The sequence below is a fragment of the Micromonospora sp. CNZ322 genome (assembly GCF_007827755.1).
Genome location: NZ_VITD01000010.1, coordinates 169563 through 193398, shown reverse-complemented (window position 1 = coordinate 193398; position 23836 = coordinate 169563). Strand labels below are relative to the sequence as shown.

21 protein-coding genes and 1 riboswitch are annotated in these 23836 nt (G+C 72.0%); of the genes, 12 read left to right on the top strand and 9 right to left on the bottom strand.

Going from position 1 to position 23836, the window contains the following annotated elements:
* Positions 1-37: 37 nt before the first annotated feature.
* Positions 38-1504: an NAD-dependent malic enzyme gene (locus FB453_RS23300; protein ID WP_112700124.1), complete on the bottom strand. Its 1467-nt coding sequence runs from the start codon at positions 1502-1504 to the stop codon at positions 38-40.
* A 183-nt stretch (positions 1505-1687) separates the two neighbouring features.
* Between FB453_RS23300 and hflX the strand changes: the two genes are divergently transcribed.
* Positions 1688-3142, top strand: coding sequence for a GTPase HflX (gene hflX, locus FB453_RS23295; RefSeq protein ID WP_145793346.1), 1455 nt, complete (start codon positions 1688-1690; stop codon positions 3140-3142).
* A gap of 50 nt (positions 3143-3192) precedes the next feature.
* Positions 3193-4935: a hypothetical protein gene (locus tag FB453_RS23290; protein ID WP_145793343.1), complete on the top strand. Its 1743-nt coding sequence runs from the start codon at positions 3193-3195 to the stop codon at positions 4933-4935.
* Positions 4936-5010: 75 nt separating this feature from the next.
* Here FB453_RS23290 and lexA read toward each other — a convergent pair whose 3' ends face one another.
* Positions 5011-5796, bottom strand: coding sequence for a transcriptional repressor LexA (lexA, locus tag FB453_RS23285; RefSeq protein ID WP_112586701.1), 786 nt, complete (start codon positions 5794-5796; stop codon positions 5011-5013).
* Positions 5797-6336: 540 nt separating this feature from the next.
* Between lexA and nrdR the strand changes: the two genes are divergently transcribed.
* Positions 6337-6837 carry a transcriptional regulator NrdR gene (nrdR, locus tag FB453_RS23280; RefSeq protein ID WP_091400542.1) on the top strand — a complete coding sequence of 167 codons (501 nt, stop codon included), beginning with the start codon at positions 6337-6339 and terminating at the stop codon, positions 6835-6837.
* A 67-nt stretch (positions 6838-6904) separates the two neighbouring features.
* Positions 6905-9778: a vitamin B12-dependent ribonucleotide reductase gene (locus FB453_RS23275; protein WP_373861359.1), complete on the top strand. Its 2874-nt coding sequence runs from the start codon at positions 6905-6907 to the stop codon at positions 9776-9778.
* Positions 9779-9850: 72 nt separating this feature from the next.
* Here FB453_RS23275 and FB453_RS23270 read toward each other — a convergent pair whose 3' ends face one another.
* Positions 9851-10750, bottom strand: coding sequence for a bifunctional 5,10-methylenetetrahydrofolate dehydrogenase/5,10-methenyltetrahydrofolate cyclohydrolase (locus tag FB453_RS23270; protein ID WP_145793341.1), 900 nt, complete (start codon positions 10748-10750; stop codon positions 9851-9853).
* Positions 10751-10763: 13 nt separating this feature from the next.
* Positions 10764-10845: riboswitch (ZMP/ZTP riboswitch) on the bottom strand.
* 238 nt (positions 10846-11083) lie between these two features.
* Between FB453_RS23270 and FB453_RS23265 the strand changes: the two genes are divergently transcribed.
* Together FB453_RS23265 and FB453_RS23260 are read left to right on the top strand one after the other, a co-directional pair.
* Entirely contained in the window at positions 11084-11653 is a 570-nt protein-coding gene (locus FB453_RS23265; RefSeq protein WP_145793339.1) for a sigma-70 family RNA polymerase sigma factor, read from the top strand.
* Positions 11654-11669: 16 nt separating this feature from the next.
* Positions 11670-12635, top strand: a complete 966-nt coding sequence (locus FB453_RS23260) for a CU044_5270 family protein (protein ID WP_145793336.1) — start codon at positions 11670-11672, stop codon at positions 12633-12635.
* Between the two features lie 39 nt (positions 12636-12674).
* Here the strand turns inward: FB453_RS23260 and FB453_RS23255 are convergent, their stop codons facing one another.
* On the bottom strand, positions 12675-13787 hold the full coding sequence (locus FB453_RS23255; RefSeq protein WP_486480399.1) for an FAD-dependent monooxygenase family protein: 1113 nt from the start codon (positions 13785-13787) through the stop codon (positions 12675-12677).
* A gap of 144 nt (positions 13788-13931) precedes the next feature.
* Here FB453_RS23255 and FB453_RS23250 point away from each other — a divergent pair, with 144 nt between their 5' ends.
* Positions 13932-14867 carry a DUF2332 domain-containing protein gene (locus FB453_RS23250; RefSeq protein WP_145793334.1) on the top strand — a complete coding sequence of 312 codons (936 nt, stop codon included), beginning with the start codon at positions 13932-13934 and terminating at the stop codon, positions 14865-14867.
* A gap of 32 nt (positions 14868-14899) precedes the next feature.
* Here the strand turns inward: FB453_RS23250 and FB453_RS23245 are convergent, their stop codons facing one another.
* From FB453_RS23245 to FB453_RS23235, 4 genes are read right to left on the bottom strand one after another with little or no spacing between them, the layout of a single operon-like run.
* The gene (locus FB453_RS23245) at positions 14900-15841 is read right to left on the bottom strand and encodes a MerR family transcriptional regulator (RefSeq protein ID WP_145793332.1); all 942 of its coding nucleotides are present in this window, start codon (positions 15839-15841) and stop codon (positions 14900-14902) included.
* A 33-nt stretch (positions 15842-15874) separates the two neighbouring features.
* Entirely contained in the window at positions 15875-16060 is a 186-nt protein-coding gene (locus FB453_RS35025; protein WP_486480398.1) for an alpha/beta fold hydrolase, read from the bottom strand.
* Positions 15978-16733, bottom strand: a complete 756-nt coding sequence (locus FB453_RS23240; RefSeq protein WP_486480397.1) for an alpha/beta fold hydrolase — start codon at positions 16731-16733, stop codon at positions 15978-15980. The genes FB453_RS35025 and FB453_RS23240 overlap by 83 nt, the downstream gene beginning before the upstream one ends.
* A gap of 3 nt (positions 16734-16736) precedes the next feature.
* Complete coding sequence (locus FB453_RS23235) at positions 16737-17300, bottom strand: dihydrofolate reductase family protein (protein WP_145793329.1); 564 nt, start codon at positions 17298-17300, stop codon at positions 16737-16739.
* A gap of 150 nt (positions 17301-17450) precedes the next feature.
* Here FB453_RS23235 and FB453_RS23230 point away from each other — a divergent pair, with 150 nt between their 5' ends.
* Positions 17451-17711 (top strand): DUF5522 domain-containing protein, encoded by a 261-nt coding sequence (locus FB453_RS23230; RefSeq protein ID WP_112586722.1) that lies wholly within the window; start codon positions 17451-17453, stop codon positions 17709-17711.
* A gap of 92 nt (positions 17712-17803) precedes the next feature.
* Positions 17804-18352: a hypothetical protein gene (locus FB453_RS23225; RefSeq protein WP_145793327.1), complete on the top strand. Its 549-nt coding sequence runs from the start codon at positions 17804-17806 to the stop codon at positions 18350-18352.
* A 19-nt stretch (positions 18353-18371) separates the two neighbouring features.
* Here the strand turns inward: FB453_RS23225 and FB453_RS23220 are convergent, their stop codons facing one another.
* A complete protein-coding gene (locus tag FB453_RS23220; protein ID WP_091400569.1) occupies positions 18372-19061 on the bottom strand; it encodes an iron-dependent transcriptional repressor DtxR in 690 nt (229 codons plus the stop codon).
* Between the two features lie 100 nt (positions 19062-19161).
* Between FB453_RS23220 and FB453_RS23215 the strand changes: the two genes are divergently transcribed.
* From FB453_RS23215 to FB453_RS23205, 3 genes are read left to right on the top strand one after another with little or no spacing between them, the layout of a single operon-like run.
* The gene (locus FB453_RS23215) at positions 19162-20022 is read left to right on the top strand and encodes a sulfurtransferase (RefSeq protein ID WP_145793324.1); all 861 of its coding nucleotides are present in this window, start codon (positions 19162-19164) and stop codon (positions 20020-20022) included.
* 48 nt (positions 20023-20070) lie between these two features.
* Positions 20071-21252: an acetoin utilization protein AcuC gene (locus FB453_RS23210; RefSeq protein WP_145793322.1), complete on the top strand. Its 1182-nt coding sequence runs from the start codon at positions 20071-20073 to the stop codon at positions 21250-21252.
* A gap of 24 nt (positions 21253-21276) precedes the next feature.
* Positions 21277-23832: a bifunctional GNAT family N-acetyltransferase/acetate--CoA ligase family protein gene (locus FB453_RS23205; RefSeq protein WP_145793319.1), complete on the top strand. Its 2556-nt coding sequence runs from the start codon at positions 21277-21279 to the stop codon at positions 23830-23832.
* Positions 23833-23836: the final 4 nt, after the last annotated feature.

Sequence of the window (23836 nt, the reverse complement as noted above, 5' to 3'; positions counted from 1 at the left end):
CGGGGCCGGGGGGCCTGGGTGGGGTGGGGGTGGGGGGTTACGGGGTGGCGCTGGCGTTTGCCGCTATCTCGGGGAGGTCGGCGGGGCCGGGGTCGGCGGCCGGGAGCGGGCTGGGGTTGTGCGCGGCGGCGCGCACGGCGGCGGCGACCGCCGGGGCGACCCGGGAGTCGAAGACGCTCGGCACGATCACCGTCGGGTTGATCTTCTCTTCGCCGACCACGTCCGCGATGGCCCGGGCGGCCGCGAGGGCCATCTCCTCGGTGAACTCCTCGGCGTGCGCGTCCAGCATGCCGCGGAACACCCCGGGGAACGCGAGCACGTTGTTGATCTGGTTCGGCTGGTCCGAGCGGCCGGTGGCGACCACGGCGGCGTGCTTGCGCGCCTCCCGGGGGTCGACCTCCGGGTCCGGGTTCGCGAGGGCGAAGACGATCGAGTCCTTCGCCATCTGCGCGATGTCGTCGCCGGTGAGCAGGTTCGGCGCGCTGACCCCGATGAACACGTCGGCGCCGCGAATCGCGCCGGGCAGGTCCCCGGAGTAGTTCTCCTTGTTGGTGTTCTCCGCCAGCCACTGCCACGCCGAGTTGAGCCCGGTCAGCCCGCGGTGCAGGGCGCCCTCCCGGTCGTACGCGATGATGTCGCCGACGCCCTGGCGCAGCAGCAGCTTCATGATCGCGGTGCCGGCCGCGCCGGCTCCGGAGACGACCACCCGGACGTCCTCGAGCCGCTTGCCCACCACCCGCAGCGCGTTGGTCAGCGCGGCCAGCACGCAGATCGCGGTGCCGTGCTGGTCGTCGTGGAAAACCGGGATGTCCAGCGCCTCGCGCAGCCGGGCCTCGATCTCGAAGCAGCGCGGCGCGGCGATGTCCTCCAGGTTGATGCCGCCGTAGGCCGGCGCGATCGCCTTGACGATCTGCACGATCTCGTCGGTGTCCTGGGTGTCCAGCACCACCGGCCAGGCGTCCACCCCGCCGAAGCGCTTGAACAGCGCGGCCTTGCCCTCCATCACCGGCAGCGACGCGGCCGGGCCGAGGTTGCCCAGGCCGAGCACCGCCGAGCCGTCGCTGACCACAGCGACGGTGTTGCGCTTGATGGTCAGTCGCCGCGCGTCGGCCGGGTTCTCGGCGATCGCCATGCAGACCCGGGCCACCCCCGGGGTGTACGCGCGGGACAGCTCGTCGCGGTTGCGCAGCGCGACCTTCGAGGTCACCTCGATCTTGCCGCCCAGGTGCAGCAGGAACGTCCGGTCCGACACCTTGCGCACGTCCACGCCGTCCAGCGCGGTCAGCGCGTCGACCACCTGGTCGGCGTGACCGGCGTCGGCGGTGTCGCAAGTCAGGTCGACGATCACGTGGGTCGGGTCCGAGTCCACCACGTCCAGCGCCGTGACGATCGCCCCGGCCTCGCCGACGGAGGTGGTGAGCCGGCCGATCGAGGAGGCGTCCGCGGTCACGGCGATCCGAATGGTGATCGAAAATCCGGCGCTGGGCATTCGGGTGATGGCCACGGGATCCCTCCGTAACGGCTGTGCGGCCGATCGGCCGCCGCCCGCATTTCTACCGGGTTGTCGCGGCCGACCAGCATTCGCCCCCACTTTTGGCGACCTTCACCATGGGCATATAGCAGGTGCGTTCGGCGTTGTGTCATGTCAGGATTACGTTCTACTTATCAAAACGGACAGGAGAACCGCTTGCGAGACCAGGAGAGCTTTGTCCCCGTCGAGGACGAGCTCGACGACGTCACCACCGGCGAGATGGAGCTGTCGGAGCGGCAGTCCCTCCGACGCGTCCCGGGCCTGTCAACCGAGCTCACCGACGTCACCGAGGTGGAATACCGCCAGCTGCGGCTGGAACGGGTCGTCCTGGTGGGCGTCTGGACCGAAGGCACCGTCACCGACGCGGAAAACTCGCTGGCCGAGCTTGCCGCGCTGGCCGAGACCGCCGGTTCGCAGGTGCTCGAAGGGCTCATCCAGCGTCGTACCCGACCCGACCCGGCCACGTACATCGGCCGTGGCAAGGTCGACGATCTTGGCGCGGTGGTGCTCTCCACCGGTGCCGACACGGTCATCTGTGACGGTGAGCTGTCCCCGTCGCAGCTGCGCAACCTGGAGCAGCGCACCAAGGTCAAGGTCGTCGACCGCACCGCGCTGATCCTCGACATCTTCGCCCAGCACGCCAAGAGCAAGGAAGGTAAGGCGCAGGTCGAGCTGGCCCAGCTCCAATACCTGCTGCCCCGACTGCGCGGTTGGGGTGAGACGCTCTCCCGGCAGACCGGTGGTTCCGGCCGGGGTGGCGGCGCCGGCGGCGGTGTGGGTGTTCGTGGTCCCGGTGAGACCAAGCTGGAGACCGACCGGCGGCGCATCCGTCACCGCATCTCCCGGCTGCGTCGCGAGATCAAGAGCATGAAGACGATACGCGTGACCAAGCGCGCCCGGCGTTCCCGCAACGCCGTTCCCGCGGTCGCCATCGCCGGCTACACCAACGCCGGCAAGTCCAGCCTGCTCAACCGCCTGACCGGTGCGGGCGTGCTGGTGGAGAACGCGCTGTTCGCCACGCTGGACCCGACGACCCGCAAGGCCACCGCCTCGGACGGGCGGCTCTACACCCTCTCCGACACTGTCGGCTTCGTCCGACACCTCCCGCACCAGATCGTCGAGGCGTTCCGCTCGACGCTGGAGGAGGTCGCGGAGGCGGATCTGGTGGTGCACGTCGTGGACGGCACCCACCCGGATCCGGAGGAGCAGGTCCGAGCGGTCCACGCGGTGCTTGCCGAGGTCAGCGCGGACCGGCTCCCCGAGCTGTTGGTGGTCAACAAGACCGACGCGGCCGACGAGGACACTCTGCTGCGGCTCAAGCGGCTCTGGCCGGACGCGATCTTCGTGTCCGCCCACTCCGGGCGCGGCATGGACGAGCTGCGCGCGGCCATCGAGGAGCGGCTGCCGAGTCCGGCCGTGGAGGTCCGGGCCGTGCTGCCGTACGACCGGGGTGACCTGGTGGCTCGGGCGCACCGCACGGGTGAGGTGCTCAGCACGTCGCACCTGCCGGAGGGCACTCTGCTGCACGTCCGCGTCGGCGCGGAGCTGGCGGCGGAGCTGACGGCCTTCGACGTGGAGCGGCAGGGGCAGGCGGCCGGCAGCCGGTCCTGAGCGGCCACGGCGTCATCCATCGGAAACGCGTGGCATGCGACACTGGCCGAATGCGCCGCGTTGTTTCCTCGGTCACGGTTGCCCTCGGCCTGCTCGGGGCAACCGTGGCGCTCGCCGGAGTCGCCGCAGCGGCTCCCGCCCCTGGGGCGTCCGGGCCGCCCGCCGCGAACCCTGGCCAGAAGCGATGCACGATCACCGACGAGCGCCTACGGGAGCTGTCCGGGCTGGTCGCCACCAAGAGTGGCTACATCGTCATCAACGACGGCACCGACGTCGCGGCGCGCAAGCGGGTGTTCTTCCTCGACAGCAAGTGCAAGATCTCGAAGGAGCCGGTCCGCTACTCGGGGCAGGGTCCGTTCGACACCGAGGATCTCGCCCTGTCCAAGGACGGCCGCACGCTCTGGATCGCCGACACCGGTGACAACCCCGACTCGAAGGAGCGCCGCAGCCGCGTCGCGCTCTGGTCGATGCCGGTCAGCGGCACCAAGGAGCCGACGCTGCACCGGCTCTCCTACCCCGGAGCCAAACCGCACGACGCTGAGGCGTTGCTCATCGGCGACGACGGAAAACCGCTGATCATCACCAAGGTGACCAGCGGCAAGGCCGAGATCTACACGCCGTCGGCGGCCCTCAAGAGCGGCGACACCGACCCGGTGCCGATGCGTAAGGCCGGCGAGATCACGCTGCCGAAGACCCAGACGGAGAACACCCTCAACACGTTCGGCCGGATCGCCATCACCGGCGCATCTCGGGCACCGGACGGCTCCCGGGTGGTCCTGCGCACGTACGCGGACGCCTTCGAGTTCGACGTCACCGGTGGCGACATCGTGGGCGCGCTCACCACCGTCAAGCCGCGGGTGACGCCGCTGGCCGACCCGTTCGGCGAGGCCATCAGCTACACCTCCGACGGAAAGTCGTTCCTCACTGTCTCCGACGCGGGCCGGTTCACCGAAGACGAGCCGCTCGACATCCTCGGTTACACCCCGTCGACGTCGACCGCCGTGCCGCTGGCCGCCGAGGACGGCGCCAAGCCGGCCGCCTCGAAATCCTGGACCGACGGGCTGAGCCTCGACGACATCACGTACCTGGTCGGGGCGGTCGGGCTGATCGGCCTGCTGTTGGTCGCCGCCGGAATCTTCGGCATCGTTCGCGCCCGCCGTCGGCCGCCGACCGCTGACGCGTCCGACCCGTCGGAGCCGGGCGGTGAGCCGTTCGGCCCACGCGCGGGCCGTGCCGTTGACGGGTTCCCGGCCGACGATGACCGCAGGGGTGGCGTCTACGGGGGCGGCGCGCCGGCCGGCGGCGCGGTCTACGGCGCTGGTGCGGGTCGCGGCGGTCCGGCCCCGGCGGGTGGTGCGGGTCGCGGTGGCCCGGCCCCGGCGGGTGGAGCCGTGTACGGCGGTGGCGGCCGGCCGCCCTCGGCTGACGGTGGCTACGGTGCGCCGCGACCGGACGGCGGCGGTGCTGGCGTCTACGGCGGCGGCGGACGTCCCCCGGCCAGTGGCGGCGGACGTCCCCCGGCTGGCGGCGGTGGCCGTCCCCCGGCCAGTGGCGGTGGTCGTCCCCCGGCTGGTGGCGCTGGCCGTCCGCAGGGCGGCGGTGGCCGTCCTGGCGGTGGCGTGTACGGCGGCGACGGCGGTCAGCCCGGTCGCGCGGAGCCGCCCCGGCGCGGAGGGCAGGAGCCCGACTACCGGGGCCAGCGGCCCGGCCGGCGCCGCGACGACGACGCGCCGATAGATCCGTACGGGCAGTATCCCGGGGGCGGTCGCGGTCCCCGAGGCGACCGTTACTGATCGGACGCTGAGGCGTTCACCGGCCCCTGACGAGCGGTGCGGGTGAGCGCCGTCGGGCACCCACCCGCCGATCGGTCAGATCCGGCGCAGCACCGCCACGACCCGGCCCATGATGGTGGCGTCATCGCCGGGGATCGGGTCGAAGGCCGGGTTCTGCGGCATCAGCCAGACGTGCCCGTCGCGCCGCCGGTAGGTCTTCACTGTCGCCTCGCCGTCGAGCATGGCGGCCACGATCTCGCCGGAGTCGGCGGTCGGCTGCTGCCGGACGACCACCCAGTCGCCGTCGCAGATCGCCGCGTCGAGCATCGAGTCACCCTTGACCTGGAGCATGAAGACCTCGCCCTCACCCACCAGCTCGCGGGGGAGCGGGAAGATGTCCTCCACGGCCTGCTCGGCGAGGATCGGCCCACCCGCGGCGATCCGACCGAGCATCGGCACGTACGCCGGGGTGGGCCGCTGTGCCCTGGACAGCTCGTCGTCGATCGCCTCGCTGGGGGCCCGGACGTCCACCGCGCGCGGCCGGTTCGGGTCGCGGCGGAGGAAGCCCTTCTTCTCCAGCTCCTTGAGCTGGTAGGCGACGCTGGACGGCGACACCAGGCCGACCGCCTCGCCGATCTCGCGGACGCTCGGCGGGTAGCCGTGGCGCTCCACCCAGTTGCGGATGAACTCCAGGATGCGGCGCTGGCGGGCGGTCAGGTCGACCGTCGCCGGGTCGGGGAAGGTGCTGACCACCGGGGTGACCGCGCGCACGGCGGGCTGGCCCGTCCGGCTGCGCGCGGCGCTGCGGCGTCGGGTGGCCGGGGGGCCCGCCTCGGTGATCTGCTGCGGGCTCTTCGGCCGGCTGGCCCGGTCCTCGGTCACGTCCGTCCTCCCTGGTCGGCGCTGGGTGCCTCGTCGGCTCGTGGTGCGTGCGGTGGTGCCACGTTGTTCATGACCGTATAGGTGAGATCAGTCATTTTCAAACATCTGTACGACCTCTCACCGGCGTGTCGGGGTGAAAAAGCGCTCCGGTCGTACGGATGTTCTGATAAATGGTACGTCAGGTAGCACTGGTGTTCGATCCTGGACCATTTTCCGGCGGTGTTCGGCCGGCTGGCCGGTAACCCGGGCGGCATCGTGACGTTGGGTCTTCGGGCGTTGTGCGGTGCGTGGATGACCGGATGGTCCGTGACGCGCCGGACACGCCGGCCAACTTGACCCGGCTTCCCCAGCGACATACGGTCGACCCCTAGATGTAGTAGTGACACGGGCGTAAGTTGCCTACAGGTTGGGTCTGACTACCGACCGCACTCCCGTAACGTTGATCACGGCGGGCGTCATCCGAGGATGGCACCGTCGTGGTGAGTCGTGCCCCGGGGGTGTCCGGTCTGCTCGCAGTTGATCATTTTTTGGAGGTGGGCGATGCGGTGTCCGTACTGCCGGCACGCTGACTCCCGGGTGGTCGACTCGCGGGAGGCCGACGACGGCCAGCTCATCCGACGGCGGCGTTCCTGCCCGGAGTGCGGCAAGCGGTTCACCACCGTCGAGGAGGCGGTCCTCGCGGTCGTCAAGCGCAGCGGGGTGACCGAGCCGTTCAGTCGCACGAAGATCATCGGCGGGGTGCGTAAGGCGTGCCAGGGCCGGCCGGTGGACGACGACTCACTCGCGCTGCTCGCGCAGCGGGTGGAGGAGACGGTCCGGGCCAAGGGTGCCGCCGAGATCCCCAGCCACGACGTGGGCCTGGCGATCCTGGGTCCGCTACGCGACCTGGACGAGATCGCCTACCTGCGGTTCGCCAGCGTCTACCGCTCGTTCGACTCGCTCGCCGACTTCGAGCGCGAGATCGAGACGTTGCGGGCTGCGGCGCGAGCCCGGGAGCAGGGCCGGGCCGATGCGGTTGAGGCCGCCGGCCGTACCAGCTGAGTCTTCACAGTTTTTCGAGAGATTGGGACGCGCGGTGGGTGACCGCGCAGACGAGGGGGGCGACGGCGTGACAACTAGCCGTTCACGAAGCAAGGCAGGCGCGGGGCTGAAGATCGAGCGGGTGTGGACGACCGAGGGGGTCCACCCGTACGACGAGGTCTCCTGGGAGCGCCGGGACGTCGTGATGACGAACTGGCGGGACGGCTCGATCAACTTCGAGCAGCGTGGGGTGGAGTTCCCGGAGTCGTGGAGCGTCAACGCGGCCAACATCGTCACCACGAAGTACTTCCGGGGAGCGGTGGGGACCCCGGAGCGCGAGTGGTCGCTCAAGCAGCTGATCGACCGGGTGGTCACCACCTACCGCACGGCGGGTGAGGAGTACGGCTACTTCGCCAGCCCGGCCGACGCCGAGGTCTTCGCGCACGAGCTGACCTGGATGCTGCTGCACCAGGTGTTCAGCTTCAACTCGCCGGTCTGGTTCAACGTCGGCACGCCGTCGCCGCAGCAGGTCAGCGCCTGCTTCATCCTGGCCGTCGACGACTCGATGGACTCGATCCTCGACTGGTACAAGGAGGAGGGGCTGATCTTCAAGGGCGGCTCCGGCTCCGGAGTCAACCTGTCGCGCATCCGCTCGTCCCGTGAGCTGCTCTCCTCCGGCGGCACCGCCTCCGGCCCGGTCAGCTTCATGCGCGGCGCGGACGCCTCGGCCGGCACCATCAAGTCCGGCGGCGCGACCCGCCGGGCGGCCAAGATGGTCATCCTCGACGTGGATCACCCGGACATCGAGGAGTTCGTGGTCACGAAGGCGCGCGAGGAGGACAAGATCCGCGCGCTGCGTGACGCCGGGTTCGACATGGACCTCGGCGGCTCCGACATCGTCAGCGTGCAGTACCAGAACGCCAACAACTCGGTCCGCGTCTCCGACGAGTTCATGTCGGCGGTCGAGAACGGTAAGGGCTTCGACCTGCGCGGCCGGCTGGACGGCTCGGTGATCGACACCGTCGACGCCAAGAAGCTGTTCCGCACCATCTCCCAGGCCGCCTGGGAGTGCGCCGACCCGGGTCTGCAGTACGACGACACGATCAACGACTGGCACACCTGCCCGGAGACCGGGCGGATCACCGCGTCGAACCCGTGCTCGGAGTACCTGCACCTGGACAACTCCTCGTGCAACCTGGCCTCGCTCAACCTGATGAAGTTCCTCCGCGCCGACGGTGGCTTCGAGGTGGAGAAGTTCGTCAAGTCCGTCGAGTTCGTCATCACCGCGATGGACATCTCGATCTGCTTCGCGGACTTCCCGACCGAGAAGATCGGTGAGACGTCCCGCGCCTACCGGCAGCTCGGCATCGGCTACGCCAACCTGGGCGCCCTGCTGATGGCCACCGGCCTGCCGTACGACTCGGACCAGGGCCGCTCGGTCGCCGCGTCGATCACGTCCCTGATGACCGGCACCGCCTACCGCCGTTCGGCCGAGCTGGCCGGCGTCGTCGGCCCGTACGACGGCTACGCCCGCAACGCCGAGCCGCACAAGCGGGTCATGCGCAAGCACGCCGCGGCCAACGACGAGATCAAGCCGACCAGCCCGGTGGCCACCGCGATCGTCCGCGAGGCGACCAAGCAGTGGACCCAGGGCAACAAGATCGGCGACAAAAACGGTTGGCGCAACGCGCAGGCGAGCGTCCTCGCCCCGACCGGCACGATCGGCTTCATGATGGACTGCGACACGACCGGCGTGGAGCCGGACCTGGCGCTGGTCAAGTTCAAGAAGCTGGTCGGCGGCGGCTCGATGCAGATCGTCAACCAGACGGTTCCGCGCGCCCTGCGCAGCCTCGGCTACCCCGAGGAGCAGGTCGAGGCGATCGTCGAGCACATCGCCGACCACGGCCACGTGGTGGACGCCCCCGGCCTCAAGCCGGAGCACTACCCGGTCTTCGACTGCGCCATGGGGGAGCGGACGATCGCCCCGATGGGTCACGTGCGGATGATGGCGGCCATCCAGCCGTTCGTCTCCGGCGCCATCTCCAAGACGGTCAACATGCCGGAGGCGGCCACCGTCGAGGACGTCGAGAAGATCTACTTCGAGGGCTGGAAGCTCGGCCTCAAGGCGCTGGCGATCTACCGGGACAACTGCAAGGTCGGCCAGCCGCTCTCGGTGGCCAAGTCCAACAAGGCCACCGAGCCGGCCGCCGTCGAGGCGGCACCGGCCGCGCCGGCCACGGTCGAGAAGGTCATCGAGTACCGGCCGGTGCGTAAGCGCCTGCCGAAGAAGCGCCCGTCCGAGACGGTCAGCTTCTCCGTCGGTGGCGCCGAGGGCTACCTGACCGCGTCGTCCTATCCGGACGACGGCCTCGGTGAGGTCTTCCTGAAGATGTCCAAGCAGGGCTCGACCCTGGCCGGCGTGATGGACGCCTTCTCGGTGGCCATCAGCATCGGCCTGCAGTACGGCGTGCCGCTGGAGACGTTCGTCAGCAAGTTCACCAACATGCGCTTCGAGCCGGCCGGCATGACCGACGACCCGGACGTGCGGATGGCGGCCTCGGTGATGGACTACATCTTCCGTCGCCTGGCGCTGGACTTCCTGCCCTACGAGCGTCGCGCCGAGCTGGGCATCTTCACCGCCTCGGAGCGGGCCGCGCAGCTGCGGGCCGAGGCCGACGCGGAGGCCGCCGGAGTCACCGGCGCCGAGCTCACCGCGATGGCGTCGTCCGCGCCGGTGGAGACCCCGGCCAAGCCGGAGGCTGTCGCCCAGCCGGCCCAGGAGATGGCCGATGTGGCCGCCGCCAAGCCGGCCCCGAGCGTGGGTTCCAGCACCGAACTGCTGGAGGCCGTGATCGGCAAGGCCGCCGACGCACCGCTCTGCTTCACCTGCGGCACGAAGATGCGGCCCGCCGGTAGCTGCTACGTCTGCGAGGGCTGCGGCTCCACCAGCGGCTGCAGCTGACGTACCACCGCACCACCCGCGAGCGCGGCAGGGACCACCTGCCGCGCTCGCGGCGTTTCCGCCCTCCGCTGGTTACTGGTTCGCTCGCTCGGCGGCGCGCACGGCGTTGCGGAACAGCATCGCGACGGTGGTCGGACCGACGCCGCCGACCCGGGGCGTGATGGCGCCGGCGACCTCGGCGCACGCTTCGTCCACGTCCGGTAGGAGCCGCCGCCCGTCGTAGCGGACGCCGGCGCCGATGACGACGGCGCCGGGCTTGACGTGCTCAGGCTGAACGATCCCGGGTACGCCGGCGGCGGCGACGAGGATGTCGGCGCGGCGGGTGTAGCGGGGCCAGTCCGGCACGCCGGTGTGTACGACGGTGACGGCGGCGTTGGCGGTCGGGCGCTTCTGGGCGAGCAGCATCGCCAGGGGCCGGCCGAGGGTGGCGCCGCGGCCGAGGATCACGACCTCACGACCCGCGACGGGGATCTCGTAGTACGCCAGGAGGGCTTCGATGCCGGCGGGGGTGCACGGCAGCGGGCCGGGCAGGCCGACGGCGAGGCGCCCCATGTTCAGCGGATGCATGCCGTCGACGTCCTTGTCCGGGTCGATGGTCTGCAACGCCGCGTCGTAGTCCAGATGCCCCGGCACGGGGTACTGCACGAGCAACCCGTGCACGCCCGGATCGGTGTTGAACCGGGCAATGGCCTGGTGCAGTTCGGTCTGGGTGGCGGTGGCTGGCAGATGCACGTGCGGGGAGGCGAACCCGAGCGCGGCGGCCTGACGCTGCTTGATGGCGATGTAACCGGCGCTGGCGTCGTCGTCGCCGACGAGGATGGTGGCGAGGCTCGGTGTGATGCCGCGGTTGCGCAGGCGGGCGGCAGCGGCGGCGGTCTCGGCCAGGACGGCTTCGGCGACGGGTGCACCCGGCAGGAGCCGGGCCGTGCCGGACGGGGTGTGGTGCTCGGCGGACTCGCTGGTCGTGGTCATGACGGTTCCTCGACGCAGGCGCCCAGGCGGTCGACGCCCGCGAGAGGCTCCCCGATGGTTCCACCATCCCCGTGCCGCCAGTCGCCGGTGGTTCGATAATGCCGCATCACCAGGGCGGTTGCCCAGTTGGACCAGCAGCGCCGCCGCCAGCGCCGGGCAGACCCGCACCGGGGCATGCTGCCGAACATCGGTATACCTCACGGTCATATTTATGACCCTGAGGTATACCGCTTGTCGGGATGATGCCGCCGACGGAGCCGGGCGGGCAGTTCGGTAACACTCGTGCTCCGCCTCACGAAGAAGGGGTGTGAAGGCTACGAGGGAGGACGGCCTGTGAATGAGCCGAGCCAAGCCGATGACGACATCTCCGGCATCGGAGCCGATCCGGTGGCCTTCGAGGTCTTCTACCGGCGGCACCTGGAGGCGGTGGGCCGGTTCGTGGCGCGGCGGGTCGACGACCCACACCTCGCCGCCGACCTGACCGCCGACGTGTTCCTGGCGGTGATCGAGTCGGCGGCCGGCTACCGGTCGGAGCGGGGTAGCCAGATCGGCTGGCTGTACGGGGTGGCCCGCAACGTCATCGGCGACGAGCGGCGTCGGGCGGCCCAACGGCTGCGGGTCACCGGCCGACTGGCCGGACGACGGGACCTCGGCCCCGATGACATCGCCCGGATCGAGGAGCGGATCGACGCCGAGTCCGCGGCTCGCCGCACCCATGGGGCGCTGAGCGAGTTGCCCGAGGGCACCCGGACGCTCGTCGAACTCGTCGCCGTGGACGGCCTCACCGTCGCGGAGGCGGCGACAGTGCTCGGGATGTCACCGGTCGCCGCTCGGGTCCGCCTGCATCGTGCCCGCCGCGTCGTCCGCGCCGTGCTCGCCCGCCCGGTCACCACCCTCGCCTGATGAGACGGAGATGACGATGAACGAGACGGAACGGTCGCCGCAGGGTTTCGAGGAGCAGCTCCTCAGGGATCTGACCGCACACGTGGCCCAACGGGCCGAGGTGGCGTCGGCGGCCCGTCCCGCCGGACGACGTACCCGGTTCCTGCGCGGTTGGCGCCTCGTCGGAGCGTTCGGGCTGGCGGTGACGCTGACCGCCGGTGCGTTGGCGGTCCAGACGATCAGGGTGGGCGACCAGCCGCCGCCGACTGCCAGCGCGTCGGAGATCTTCCATCTGGCGGCCGACGCGGCCCGGCAACAGCCGGAGCTCACCGCCCGACCCGATCAGTACGTCTTCACGGAATCCCTGGTGACGATCCGGGACCTGCCGGACACCGGGCCTTACCAGACCGTGCGGAACCAACTGTGGCAGTCGGCCGGCGGAGTCGCGTACACGCAGGGACGCTACCGACCGGAGAACGACCCGAACGGGTGGGGCGAGCTGCGGGTGCTCCGCATGGGCGATGCCGCCGATCCCACTAAGGACCTCGACGCGTTCCAGCCGCCCGCGTACCACGGCGACCTGCCCACCGATCCGGACGAGCTGCTGCGTCACCTTCGGGAAAACCCGGTCGACCTGCATCTTCCCGAAGGAGCCGATGAGGAGGCCCTCTACGGGGACGAGAGCATGGTGTACACCACCGCGCGGTGGATGCTCCGTGGCTACGTGCCACCCCGCGCGCTGGCGGCGCTGTTCGAACTGTTGGCACGGGAGCCCGGAGCGGTCGTCATATCGGGCGACGTGGTGGACGCCGCCGGTCGGCATGGGGTGGCGATCCGGATGCCCGGCGTGATCGGTGGCAACGAGGACTTCCTCTTCGACCGCGACACCCACGTCTTCCTCGGCCGCCGTGGAACGATCGTGCGCGACGGCAAGGAGTCCCTGTACGACTCTGTAGCGCTGCTCCGCATCGCAATCGTCGACCGGCCGGGCCAGCTGCCCTGAGCCGCTCCAGCCCTGGCCAGGCCGGTTGTGTCGGACCGGTCAGGGCTGGGCGAACAGGGGCCCGTAGTTCGAGCGGAACATCTGCTCGCCGAGGCGGCGCATCACCAGGTCGCGCAGCGCGGGCGGGAGCCCGGTGGCCTTGTCCCGGCGATGGGTCTGGCTGAGCACCCAGTCGGTACGCGGGCGGCGCCGCGCCTCGTACCCGCGCAGGGCCTCGGCAACGGACCCGGCGGTGGCCAAGGACGTAGCGAGCACGACCGAGTCCTCCACTGCCATCGCCGCGCCCTGGGCCATGTTCGGCGAGGTGGCGTGGGCGGCGTCGCCGATCAGCAGCACCGGCCCCCGGGACCAGGAGTCGAGCACGACCTCCTGGTTCGGCCCGGCGTGCAGGGTGCTGTCGTCGTAGTCGAGGGCCTTGAGCATGGTGGTCACCGGCTCGGTGAACGTCGCGGCCAGCTCGTCGCGCCAGCCGGGCCGGTCGGCCACCGGGCCGTCGTTGTAATAGCAGTACGTCTGCTCGGCGCTGATCGGGATGGTCAGGAACTGCCTGCCGCGTCCCAACTGCACCGACCAGACCGGCTCGTCGTCGACCCGGGGAGCGACCCACCGGTACGCGTACTGGCCGAGGTCGCGGGCCGCCTGGCCGTCGAAGGCGAGCCGGCGGACCGTCGAGTTCACCCCGTCCGCGCCGAGCACCAGGTCGTACCGTTCGGTGGCACCGTCGTCGAACTCGACGGCGACCTGGTCGCCCTCCGCGAGGAGCGCGACCGGTTGGCGGCCCCAGTGGATCGGGGTGTCGCCGACGCCGGCGAGCAGAGCCTGGTGCAGTTGCGCCCGGGGCAGCGACACGCACGGCCCGACGCCCTGCCACAGCGCGGCCACGTCGATGTCGAAGAGACGACGCCCGCGCTGGTTGGCGCTGCGCTGCCGGGTGATCTCCACGGAGACGTCGGCGACCGGCTCGGCCAGACCGAGTACGTCGAGCATCCGGGTCGCGTTGCCGGTGAGGTAGATGCCGGTGCCGGAGTCGGTCGGCCCGGATGCCCGCTCGACCACGTCGACAGTGGCACCCCACTCGCGTAGCGCGGCCACCGTCGCCAGTCCGGCGACACCTCCGCCGACGATCAGTACCCGGATACCGTCACCCCGCACGACACGTCCCTCCCCGTTGCCCCTGCGCGAACCCAGCTGAGCTGCTGCTCAACGGTCCAGCCGCCGCAGCACTCTACGAGGCGGGTGAGCCAGCGCACGGGAACGGGGGCTGAAATACCGAGGAATGGGCTGCGACGATGAGGCATGACGACCGCTGAGACGTACGCCGAGTTCGGCAGCCGCGAGGCGCGCGGGGTGTCGCCCACGTATGAGCGCCTGTCGCAGGCCGTCGCCCGCGACGACGACCTGCTCACCCTGCTCGACGGGCTTCCGCCGGCCAAGCGGCAGCCGAATTTGCTGTTCGGCGTCGTTCGCTGGCTCGGCGGCCCGGTCGACGACCCGGCCGCGTTCCACGACCACGTGGTGACGCACTGGCCGGCCATTGAGACGCAGATGCTCACCCGGGCGACCCAGACGAACGAGGCGGGCCGGTGCGCTGTCCTGCTGCCGGTGCTCGCGGCGTTGCCGCAGCCCCTCGCCCTGCTGGAGGTCGGTGCGTCGGCCGGGCTCTGCCTCTACCCCGACCGGTACGCGTACCGCTACGGCGACCATCGGGTCGGCTCCGGTGAGCTGGTCTTCGACTGCGCGGCCGACGGGTTGACGCCGCCGGCCCGCGTACCCCAGGTGGTGTGGCGGGCCGGCCTGGACCTCAACCCGCTCGACGTGACCGACAGCGACGACGTGTCCTGGTTGGACGCGCTGATCTGGCCGGAGCATGCCCACCGGCGGGCCCGGCTGCGCGCCGCGGCGGCGGTCGCCGCGGCCGACCCGCCGCTGCTGGTCCGCGGCGACCTGGTGGACGACCTGCCGGCGCTGGCCGCGCGGGCGCCGACCGACGCGACGCTGGTGGTCTTCCACACGTCAGTGCTCTATCAGGTGCAGCCCCCGCGCCGCGACGCGTTCGTCCGGTTGGTCCGCGAGCTGCCGGGGCACTGGGTGGCGAACGAGGGGCCGGAGGTGCTCCGGTACGACGGGCTGCCCGACCCGCCGAGCGACGTGCTGCACAACGTCCTCGCGCTCGACGGAAAGCCACTGGCCTGGGCCAGAGGCCACGGCCAGGCGCTGACCTGGTTCGGCTGACGTCACCAAGCCGCTCTTTCGACGCGGTCAGCTCAACGAGCCGGCTCGGGCATCCGGTGGCGCAGGGCCCGGATGAACCAGTCCACCGCCGGCGCCGTCGCATCGCCGGTCGACCAGCCGTTGACCACCGCCAACAGGTCGAGGTAGCGGTCCCGGCGGGGGTCGTTGGCCAGAACCAGTCGGTCGAGCAACCGCCGACGCAGGTCGGCCTCGTCGGAGTGAGCGTGCAGGCTCGCGTACCGGTTGGTGACGGCTGCGACCAGCGGATCGGCGTCCGGGCTGGCCGGGTCGAGACCGGCGGCGAGGGCGGGGGCCACCGCGTCCCGTACCACCGCGACGGCGTCCGGGCGGGGCAGGCCCGGGACGACGTGGTCGGCGGCGTGCTGCCGCGTCAGCCGCCGCATCCGGGCCCGGAAATCCGGGTCCCGGCACAACTCGGCCAGCTCCAGCCATGCCTCGACCTGCTCGGTGCTGGGGTCGTCGGGAAGCTCCGGTGTCATCGAGACGATCACACCCGGGTACGCGGGCTGGTCGCCGAGGCCGGCGAAGACGCTGTCCAGGAAGTCGGTCACCAACTGCCCGCGTTCGCGGGTCGTGAGCTGGGCCAGTCGGTGCAGCTCGTCCACCTCGGTCGGGCCCGATCCACGCCGCGCCGCGACGGTGAGCACCGCCTGGCGCAGCCGCAGCACCCGGATCTGCACGGCCAACGCCTGGGCGTGTGCGGCGGCGACCTCGGGCAGGGGCACCTGGTGGTCCACCACCCGCCGGATGGTGGCCAGGTCCAGGCCCAGGTCACGCAGCGTCCGGACCAGCTCCAACCGGGCCACGGCCGCCGGGCCGTACCGCCGGTAGCCGGCCGGGCTCCGGTCCGTCGGCGGTACGACCCCGCTGTCGGCGTAGTACCGGATGGTCTTGACGCTCAGGCCGGTCCGTCGGGCCAGGTCGCCGATCGTGTGAAACGTCTGCCCGCTCATGCCCCCACCCTCGCGTCTCCCCCCGGTGGAGACTCAAGCACCATCCGGACCGGCGAGGAACGCCGCGACCGGCGCGGTGAACGCCTCGGCGTCGTCCAGCCATGGGTAGTGCCCGCCGCCCGGCTGAACGACCAGCTCAGCGCGGGGGATCAGCTCGGCGAACTGGGTCACCAGGCCCGGCGGTGCGGCCAGGTCGACCGCGCCGGCGAGCAGCAGCACCGGGCCTCGATGTGCGGCGAGCGCCCGCACGGGTGGCCGGCGGATCGAAGGCGCCTTCGGAGCTGAAGATCCCCGCCAGCTGCTCGTTGCGCTGACCGGACTCTGCGGCCTGGTGGATCTGAGCGGCCGTGTCCCACCGGCCGTACAAGAACGGCGCGATCTCCTGCTTGGAGTCTGGCCCGGCTCGACCCGCGAGGATGGACTCCAACGCCGCCGCTGCCACCGGAAACCACGGCTCGCCGGCCCGGGCCTCGGTGACCTCCTGGCGGTGCGCGGCGGTCACCTCCAGCCCAACCGCTCGGATGCTCGGGTTGACCAGCGCGAGTCGGCCCACCCGATCGGGGCGCCGGGTCAGGTACTGCAGAGCCAGGTTGGCGCCGGCAGAGTGCCCGAGCAGATCCAGCCGGTCGAGGCCCAGGTGTACGCGCAGCGCCTCCACATCGTCGACCATGCGGTCGCAGCGGTACGTCGAGACGTCCGCCGGTGCCGCCGAGCGACCGGTGCCTCGCGGATCGAGGATGAGCAGCGTCCGGTGCGCGCCCAGACCTCCGAGGTCACCGAGGTACGCGGAGTCGCGCATCGGCCCGCCCGGCAGGCAGACCAGCGGGTCTCCGACTCCGACCGTCCGGTACGCGAGGGTGGTCCCGTCGATCGCGGTGAAGGTGGTGATCATCGGTCAGCGGACCCGCTCGTGGCGGAGCAGGACCACGCCGTTGCCGAAGACCCGGCTCTCCACCAGCCGCAGACCGGCCGGGGTCTCGGCGTCGGGGAAGAGTCGACGGCCCCGGCCGAGCAACACCGGGTGGATGTAGATCCGGTACTCGTCGATCAGGTCGTGCCGGGCGAACGTCTTGGCCAGGTCGGCCCCACCGAGCGCCAGGTCGCCGCCCGGTTCGGCGGTGAGCTTGCGGACCTGCTCGACGTCGACCTCGTGCACGACAGCGGCGTTCCAGTCGGCGTGGTCGAGGGTGCGCGAGTAGACGATCTTCGGCATGTCCCGCCAGATCCGGGCGAACTCGCGCTCCGGGCCGCTGGCGGTCGGGTCCTGATCGGCGGTCGGCCAGTAGGCGGCCATCAGCTCGTGGCTGACCCGGCCGCTGAGGAACCCGCCCATCGGGGCGATCACATCGTTGAAGTGCTGGTGCAATTCCTCGTCGACCTGGTGCCAGCCGATGTCGCCGCCCGGGCCCTCGAAGAACCCGTCCAACGACAGACTCATCTGCACAACGATCTTCCGCATCGTTTCCCCTCCGTATGCGTCGACGGGTGTCGAACCCGATCGTCGTCGGACCGTACGACGAAACGACCGCTCGCCGCGACGACGCCGGGGCATGTCGCCGGATCCCAGGCGACGGGAGGCCGACCACGAACCGTCCCTAGACTGCTGCGGGTGACCGGAGAGCGACGACCCCTGGCCGACCGGCCGCTCACCGAGCCGCACCCGTCCCGGCTGCCGTCCGAACACCCCGACCGGGCCCGGATCCTCGCCGCGCACACCGCCGCGTTGGCCGCCGGTGAGGCCGGTTACCTCGACCCGGCGAGCGGGCTGTTCGTGCTCAGCGCCGGGTTCCTGGCCCGCCGCGGCACGTGCTGCGGGCGCGGCTGCCGGCACTGTCCGTACGTGGACGATCCACCCTCGGAACAGGCGTAGACGAGGACTTCCGCGCGACACCGACACCCCGTACGGTGTCCGACGGACATGTGGCGGGCGCCTTCCGCCGTCGGTCGGCGAGAGGGTGGAGTGTGCGCGGGCGGATCGTGATCGCCGGGCTTGCCGGGCTGCTGGTGAGTGGCTGTGCCGACGAGGCGGAACCGGCGGCGGTGCCACCGCCGGTGCCGATCGCGGTGGACGTGGCGGCGGCCTCCTCAGGCGGCGCCTGCCGTCTGCTGGACTTCGCGGTGATCGAGCAGGTGGTGAAGGTCCGCTTCGACGTGGCGGCGGCCAGCGAACAGGGCGACACCCACACCTGTGTGGTCCGGGCCGCGGGTGCCACCCTTCCGGAGCTGACACTCAGCGTGACCGAGACCACTATCGACAAGGCCAGCTTCGGCGCGGACGTGGTGCCGGACAAGGCGGCGAAGGTCACCGGGCTGGGTCAGCAGGCGTACAAGCGGACCACCGCCGCGGCGAGCGGGCACGGGCCGGTCGCCGAGGTGGGCTGGCTGGCCGGCGACGGACGGCTGGCCACGGTGAGCTGGACCACGGCCCGTGGCAGTGAGCGCTCGGCGGTGGAGAAGGTGACCGGTGACCTGACCGCGTTGGCGAAAAAGGTGGACACCCGGGCGTTGTGACGCCCGGGTGCCCGATTGATCAGTTGGCGGCGACGAAGACCCGGGAGGCGACCTCGCGGGGCAGCCGCACCCGGTCACCGGAGCGGTCGATCGACACCCCGTCGCGCTCCTGGGCCACGGTCACCGTGGCGCCCGGGTCGACACCAGCGGCGTGCAGTTGGCGCAGCACGTCGGCGTCCTTCTGCACGCTCTCGCAGATCCGGCGCACCACGACCGACCCGGAGAGGCCGGGAAAGGCCAGGTTGCGCTCGCCCTCGGCGGCCTCGGTGGTCTCCGCCGCCGGCGAACCCAGCTCCTGAAGCCCGGGGATCGGGTTGCCGTACGGGGAACGGGTCGGCCGGTTGAGCAGGTCGTAGACCCGCTTCTCCACCGCGTCGCTCATCACGTGCTCCCAGCGGCAGGCCTCTTCGTGGGCCTCCTCGTAGGGCATGCCGATGACGTTGACCAGCAGCAGCTCGGCGAGGCGGTGCTTGCGCATCACGGACACGGCGCTGCCGCGACCCAGGGCGGTGAGCGTCAGGTGCCGGTCTCCCTCGACGGTGAGCAGGCCGTCGCGCTCCATCCGGGCGACGGTCTGGCTCACTGTGGGGCCACTCTGCTGCAGCCTTTCGGCGATCCGGGCACGCAGCGGTGGCACCCCCTCTTCTTCCAACTCGAGGATGGTGCGCAGGTACATTTCGGTCGTGTCGACCAGGTCGTGAGACTTCATGAGATCAGCGGCCCTCCGGTGCACGATGTTACCTCGGGGAACGGCTGGTGACCTTCGCCGAACCGCGTGCCGTCTACGCGGATGGTGTTGGATGGTCGCCATGTCCGGTACCCAGGAGCCGTTGGTCGAGGTCGACCGGCTCGTCGCCGAGCTCGACCAGGCCGATCCGCCCACCCTGCTCGACGTCCGCTGGCGGCTCATCGGCCCGCCCGGGCGCGACGACTACCTCGCCGGCCACCTGCCCGGGGCGGTCTTCGTCGACCTGGACACCGCGCTCTGCGGGGCGCCGGGCGCCGGCGGCCGGCACCCGTTGCCCGACCCGGCCGCGTTGCAGGCCGCACTGCGGGCCGCCGGCGTCCGCGCCGGTCACCCCGTGGTGGTGTACGACGGCGGCGACGGCCTGGCCGCCGCGCGGGCCTGGTGGACGCTGCGCTGGGCGGGTCACCGGCCGGTGCGCCTGCTGCATGGCGGCTACCCCGCCTGGCTCGCCGCCGGCCGGCCCGTCTCCACCGACGCGCCCGCCCCGACCCCCGGTGACGTCGTGGTGCGCCCCGGTGACCTCCCGGTGCTCGACGCCGGGCAGGCCGCCGCGCTGGCCGCCGCGGACGACGCCGTGCTGCTCGACGTACGGGCGGCGCCCCGCTACCGGGGCGAGGTCGAGCCGATCGACCCGGTAGCCGGGCACGTGCCGGGAGCGGCGAACCTGCCCGCCGGGGAGTACATCGGGCCGGACGGCCGTTTCCTGGCCGCCGACCTGCTGAGCGAGCGGTTCGCCGCCGCCGGGGTGACCGAGGGGCGGGCCGTCGGGGCGTACTGCGGCTCGGGGGTGACCGCCGCCCAGGCGGTGCTCGCGCTGCACCTGGCCGGCCGCACGGACGCCGCGCTCTACGTTGGATCGTGGAGCAACTGGGTGGCGGACCCGGCCCGACCGGTCGCCTCCGGGTCGACACCCGGCCGCTGACCAGCGCGTGCGGTGGGCCGGCGCCGATCCTCGTGCGACGATGGGCTCATGTCCGACGACACGGTTGTGGTGTGGGACGAGTCGCTGCTCGCCTACGACATGGGTGACCATCCACTCGACCCGGTCCGGGTGGAGCTGACCATCGCGCTCGCCCGCGAGCTGGGCATCCTGGCTCGACCAGGGGTGCGCATGGTCAAGCCGGAGCCCGCCGACGATGCCCTGCTCACCAGGGTGCACGCGCCGGCCTACCTCGCCGCGGTGCGCAACGCGCCGCGCGACCCGCTCTTCGCCGGGTACGGGCTGGGCACCTCCGACAACCCGGTCTTCGAGGGTATGCACGAGTCCAGCGCGCTCATCGCCGGCGCGACGGTGGCCGCCGCCGAGGCGGTCTGGCGCGGCGACGCCCGACGGGCGGTGAACGTGGCCGGTGGGCTGCACCACGCGATGTCCGCCCGAGCCTCCGGCTTCTGCGTCTACAACGACCCCGCGGTGGCCATCGCCCGCCTGCTCGACCTGGGCGCCGAGCGGGTCGCGTACGTGGACGTCGACGTGCACCACGGCGACGGAGTGCAGGACATCTTCTGGAACGACCCGCGCGTGCTGACGGTCAGCGTGCACGAGACCCCGCTGGCGCTCTTCCCGGGCACGGGTTTCCCGGACGAGACGGGTGGGCCGGGTGCGCAGGGCACCGCGGTCAACATGCCGTTGCCGCCCGGTGTCGACGACAGCGGCTGGCAGCGCGCGTTCCACGCGATCGTGCCGTCGGTGCTGCGCGCGTTCCGGCCGCAGGTGCTGGTCAGCCAGTGCGGCGCCGACGGGCACCGGTTGGATCCGCTCGCCGACCTGAACCTGACGGTGGACGGGCAGCGGGCCACCTACCTGGCGATGCGGGCGCTCGCCGACGAGCTGTGCGACGGCCGGTGGGTGGCCACCGGCGGCGGTGGGTACGCGCTCGTCGAGGTGGTGCCCCGGGCCTGGAGTCACCTGCTGGCCGTGGCCACCGGTGATCCGATCGACCCGGCCACGCTCACCCCACCCGCGTGGCGGGACCTGGTCGCCTCCCGAAATCTGGGCCGGGAGGTGCCGCTGCGGATGACCGACGACGCCGACCCGTCGTACGAGCCGTGGCAGCCGACCGGTGAGCCGAACGCGGTGGACCGGGCGATCGCGGCCACCCGCAAGACGGTCTTCCCGCTGCTCGGGCTCGACCCGCACGATCCACGGGACTGAGCCGGGCCGGGGGAGGGCGTTCCGGTGACGACCGTGGACCACCCGGTCGACGTGCTGCTCAGCGATGGCAGCACCGTCCAGTTGCGACCGATCGACCCGGCCGACGCGCCGGGCATCGTGGCGATGCACAGCCGTTTCTCCGAGCGCACCCGCTACCTGCGGTACTTCTCGCCGTACCCGCGCATCCCGGAGCGCGATCTGATCCGTTTCGTCACAGTGGACCACCACGACCGGGAGGCGTTCGTGGTGCTGGCCGCCGACCAGATCGTCGCGGTCGGCCGGTACGAGCGGCTCGGCCCGCAGGCACCCGAGGCGGAGGTGGCCTTCGTGGTGGAGGACGCCTACCAGGGGCGTGGCATCGGCTCGGTGTTGATGGAGCACCTGGCCGACGCGGCCCGCCGCAACGACATCATGAGCTTCGTCGCGGAGGTGCTGCCGGCCAACGGGACGATGCTGCGGGTCTTCGCCGACTTCGGCTACCAGGTCCAGCGCGAGTACGCCGACGGCGTGGTCCACCTGAGCTTCCCCATCGCGCCCACCGAGGCCAGCCTGGAGGTGCAGCGCGGCCGGGAGCACCGCACCGAGGCCCGCTCGATCGCCCGGCTGCTCGCCCCACGCGGCATCGTCGTCTACGGTGCCAGCGCCACCGGCCAGGGCGTCGGCGCGGCGGTGCTCGGGCACCTGCGCGACGGCGGGTTCACCGGTGCGGTGGTGCCGGTGCATCCGAGCGCGTCGACAGTGGCGGGGCTGCCCGCGTACCCCTCGGCGGTTGAGGCCGGGACTCCGGTGGACCTGGCGGTGGTGGCGGTCCCACCCGAGGCGGCGACAGGGGTGGTCGCCGACGCCGCCGCCGCCGGGGTGCACGGCCTGGTGGTCATCTCGGCCGGCTTCGCCGAGGCTGGCGCCGAGGGCGCGGCCACCCAGCGGGCACTGGTCCGCGCGGCGCACGCCGCCGGCATGCGGGTCGTCGGCCCGAACTGCCTGGGCGTGGCCAACACCAACCCGACGGTACGCCTCAACGCCACCCTCGCCCCGGCCTTGCCGCCGGCCGGCCGGGTCGGCATCTTCAGTCAGTCGGGTGCGTTCGGGGTGGCGCTGCTCGCCGAGGCGGACCGGCGGGGCCTCGGGCTGTCGAGCTTCGTCTCGGCCGGCAACCGGGCCGACGTCTCGGGAAACGACCTCCTGCAGTACTGGCAGGACGACCCCGGCACCGACGTGATCATGCTCTACCTGGAGACCTTCGGGAACCCGCGCAAGTTCGCCCGGTTGGCCCGGCGGATCGGCCGCGCCAAACCGGTCGTCGCGCTCGCCTCGCCGGCCCGCCCGCCCGGGGTCGGTGACGCCGCCGGGCCGGACGAGGTGGCGGTGGCGGCGCTCTTCGCCCAGTCCGGGGTGATTCGGGTGGACACCGTGCCGGAGCTGCTCGACGTGGGTGTGCTGCTGGCCAACCAGCCGTTGCCGGCCGGCGGCCGGGTCGGTGTGGTCGGCAACTCCTCGGCCCTCACCGGGCTCGCCGCGACCGCCTGCGTCGGGCACGGCCTGAGCGTGGCCGACGGTTACCCCCGCGACGTCGGGCCGAGCGCCGGTGCCGCCGAGTTCGCCGCCGCGCTCGCCGAGACGGCCGCCGACGAACGGGTGGACGCCCTGGTGGTGGTCTTCGCCCCGCCACTACCCGGCCAGCTCACCGAGGTGGACGCCGACGTGACCGCCGCGCTGCCGGCCGCCCTCGCGCTGGGCAAGCCGACAGTGGCGACGTTCCTGGTCGGGCGGCTGCCCCCGGGGGTGCCGGCGTACGGCGGCGTGGAGGAGGCGGTCCGCGCTCTCGCCCGCGCGCACCGCTACGCCGAGTGGCTTCGCCGCCCGCCCGGGGTGGCACCGGAGCTGCCCGACCTCGATCGGGCTGCCGCGCAGGCCGCGCTCCGGGCCGACGCCACCGACCCGGGTGCGCTGCTGGCCGCGTACGGCATCGACGTGGTGGCCTCGGTGTCCGTCGACTCGGTCGACGCTGCTGTCGACGCGGCGGTGCGGCTGGGTTTCCCGGTGGCGCTCAAGGCGGCCGCCCCCGGGCTGCGGCACCGGCTCGACCTCGGCGCGGTCCGGCTGGACCTGCCCGACGAGCCGACCCTCCGCCGGGCGTACGCCGACCTGGCGGCGACCTTCGGCGCGGACGCGCTGGTCCAGCCGATGGTCCCGCCCGGCGTGGCCTGTGTGGTGGAGGTGGTGGAAGACCCCGCGTTCGGGCCGGTGGTCGGCTTCGGCCTGGGTGGGGTCGCCACCGAGCTGCTCGGTGATCGGGCCTGGCGGGCGGTGCCGCTGACCGACCGGGACGCGGCCGAGCTGGTCGACGAGCCTCGGGCGGCGCCGCTGCTGCGCGGGCACCGGGGGGCCGCGTCGGTCGACCGGGCGGCCCTGGCCGATCTGCTGCTGCGGGTGGGTCAGCTCGCCGACGAACAGCCCCGGGTGCGCTCGCTGACCCTCAACCCGGTGCTCGCCCGCCCGGATGGCATCTCGATCCTGCACGCGCAGGTAGGGGTGGGTGGCGTGGTCGCCCGCCCGGACACCGGCCCCCGCCGCCTGTGAGGGT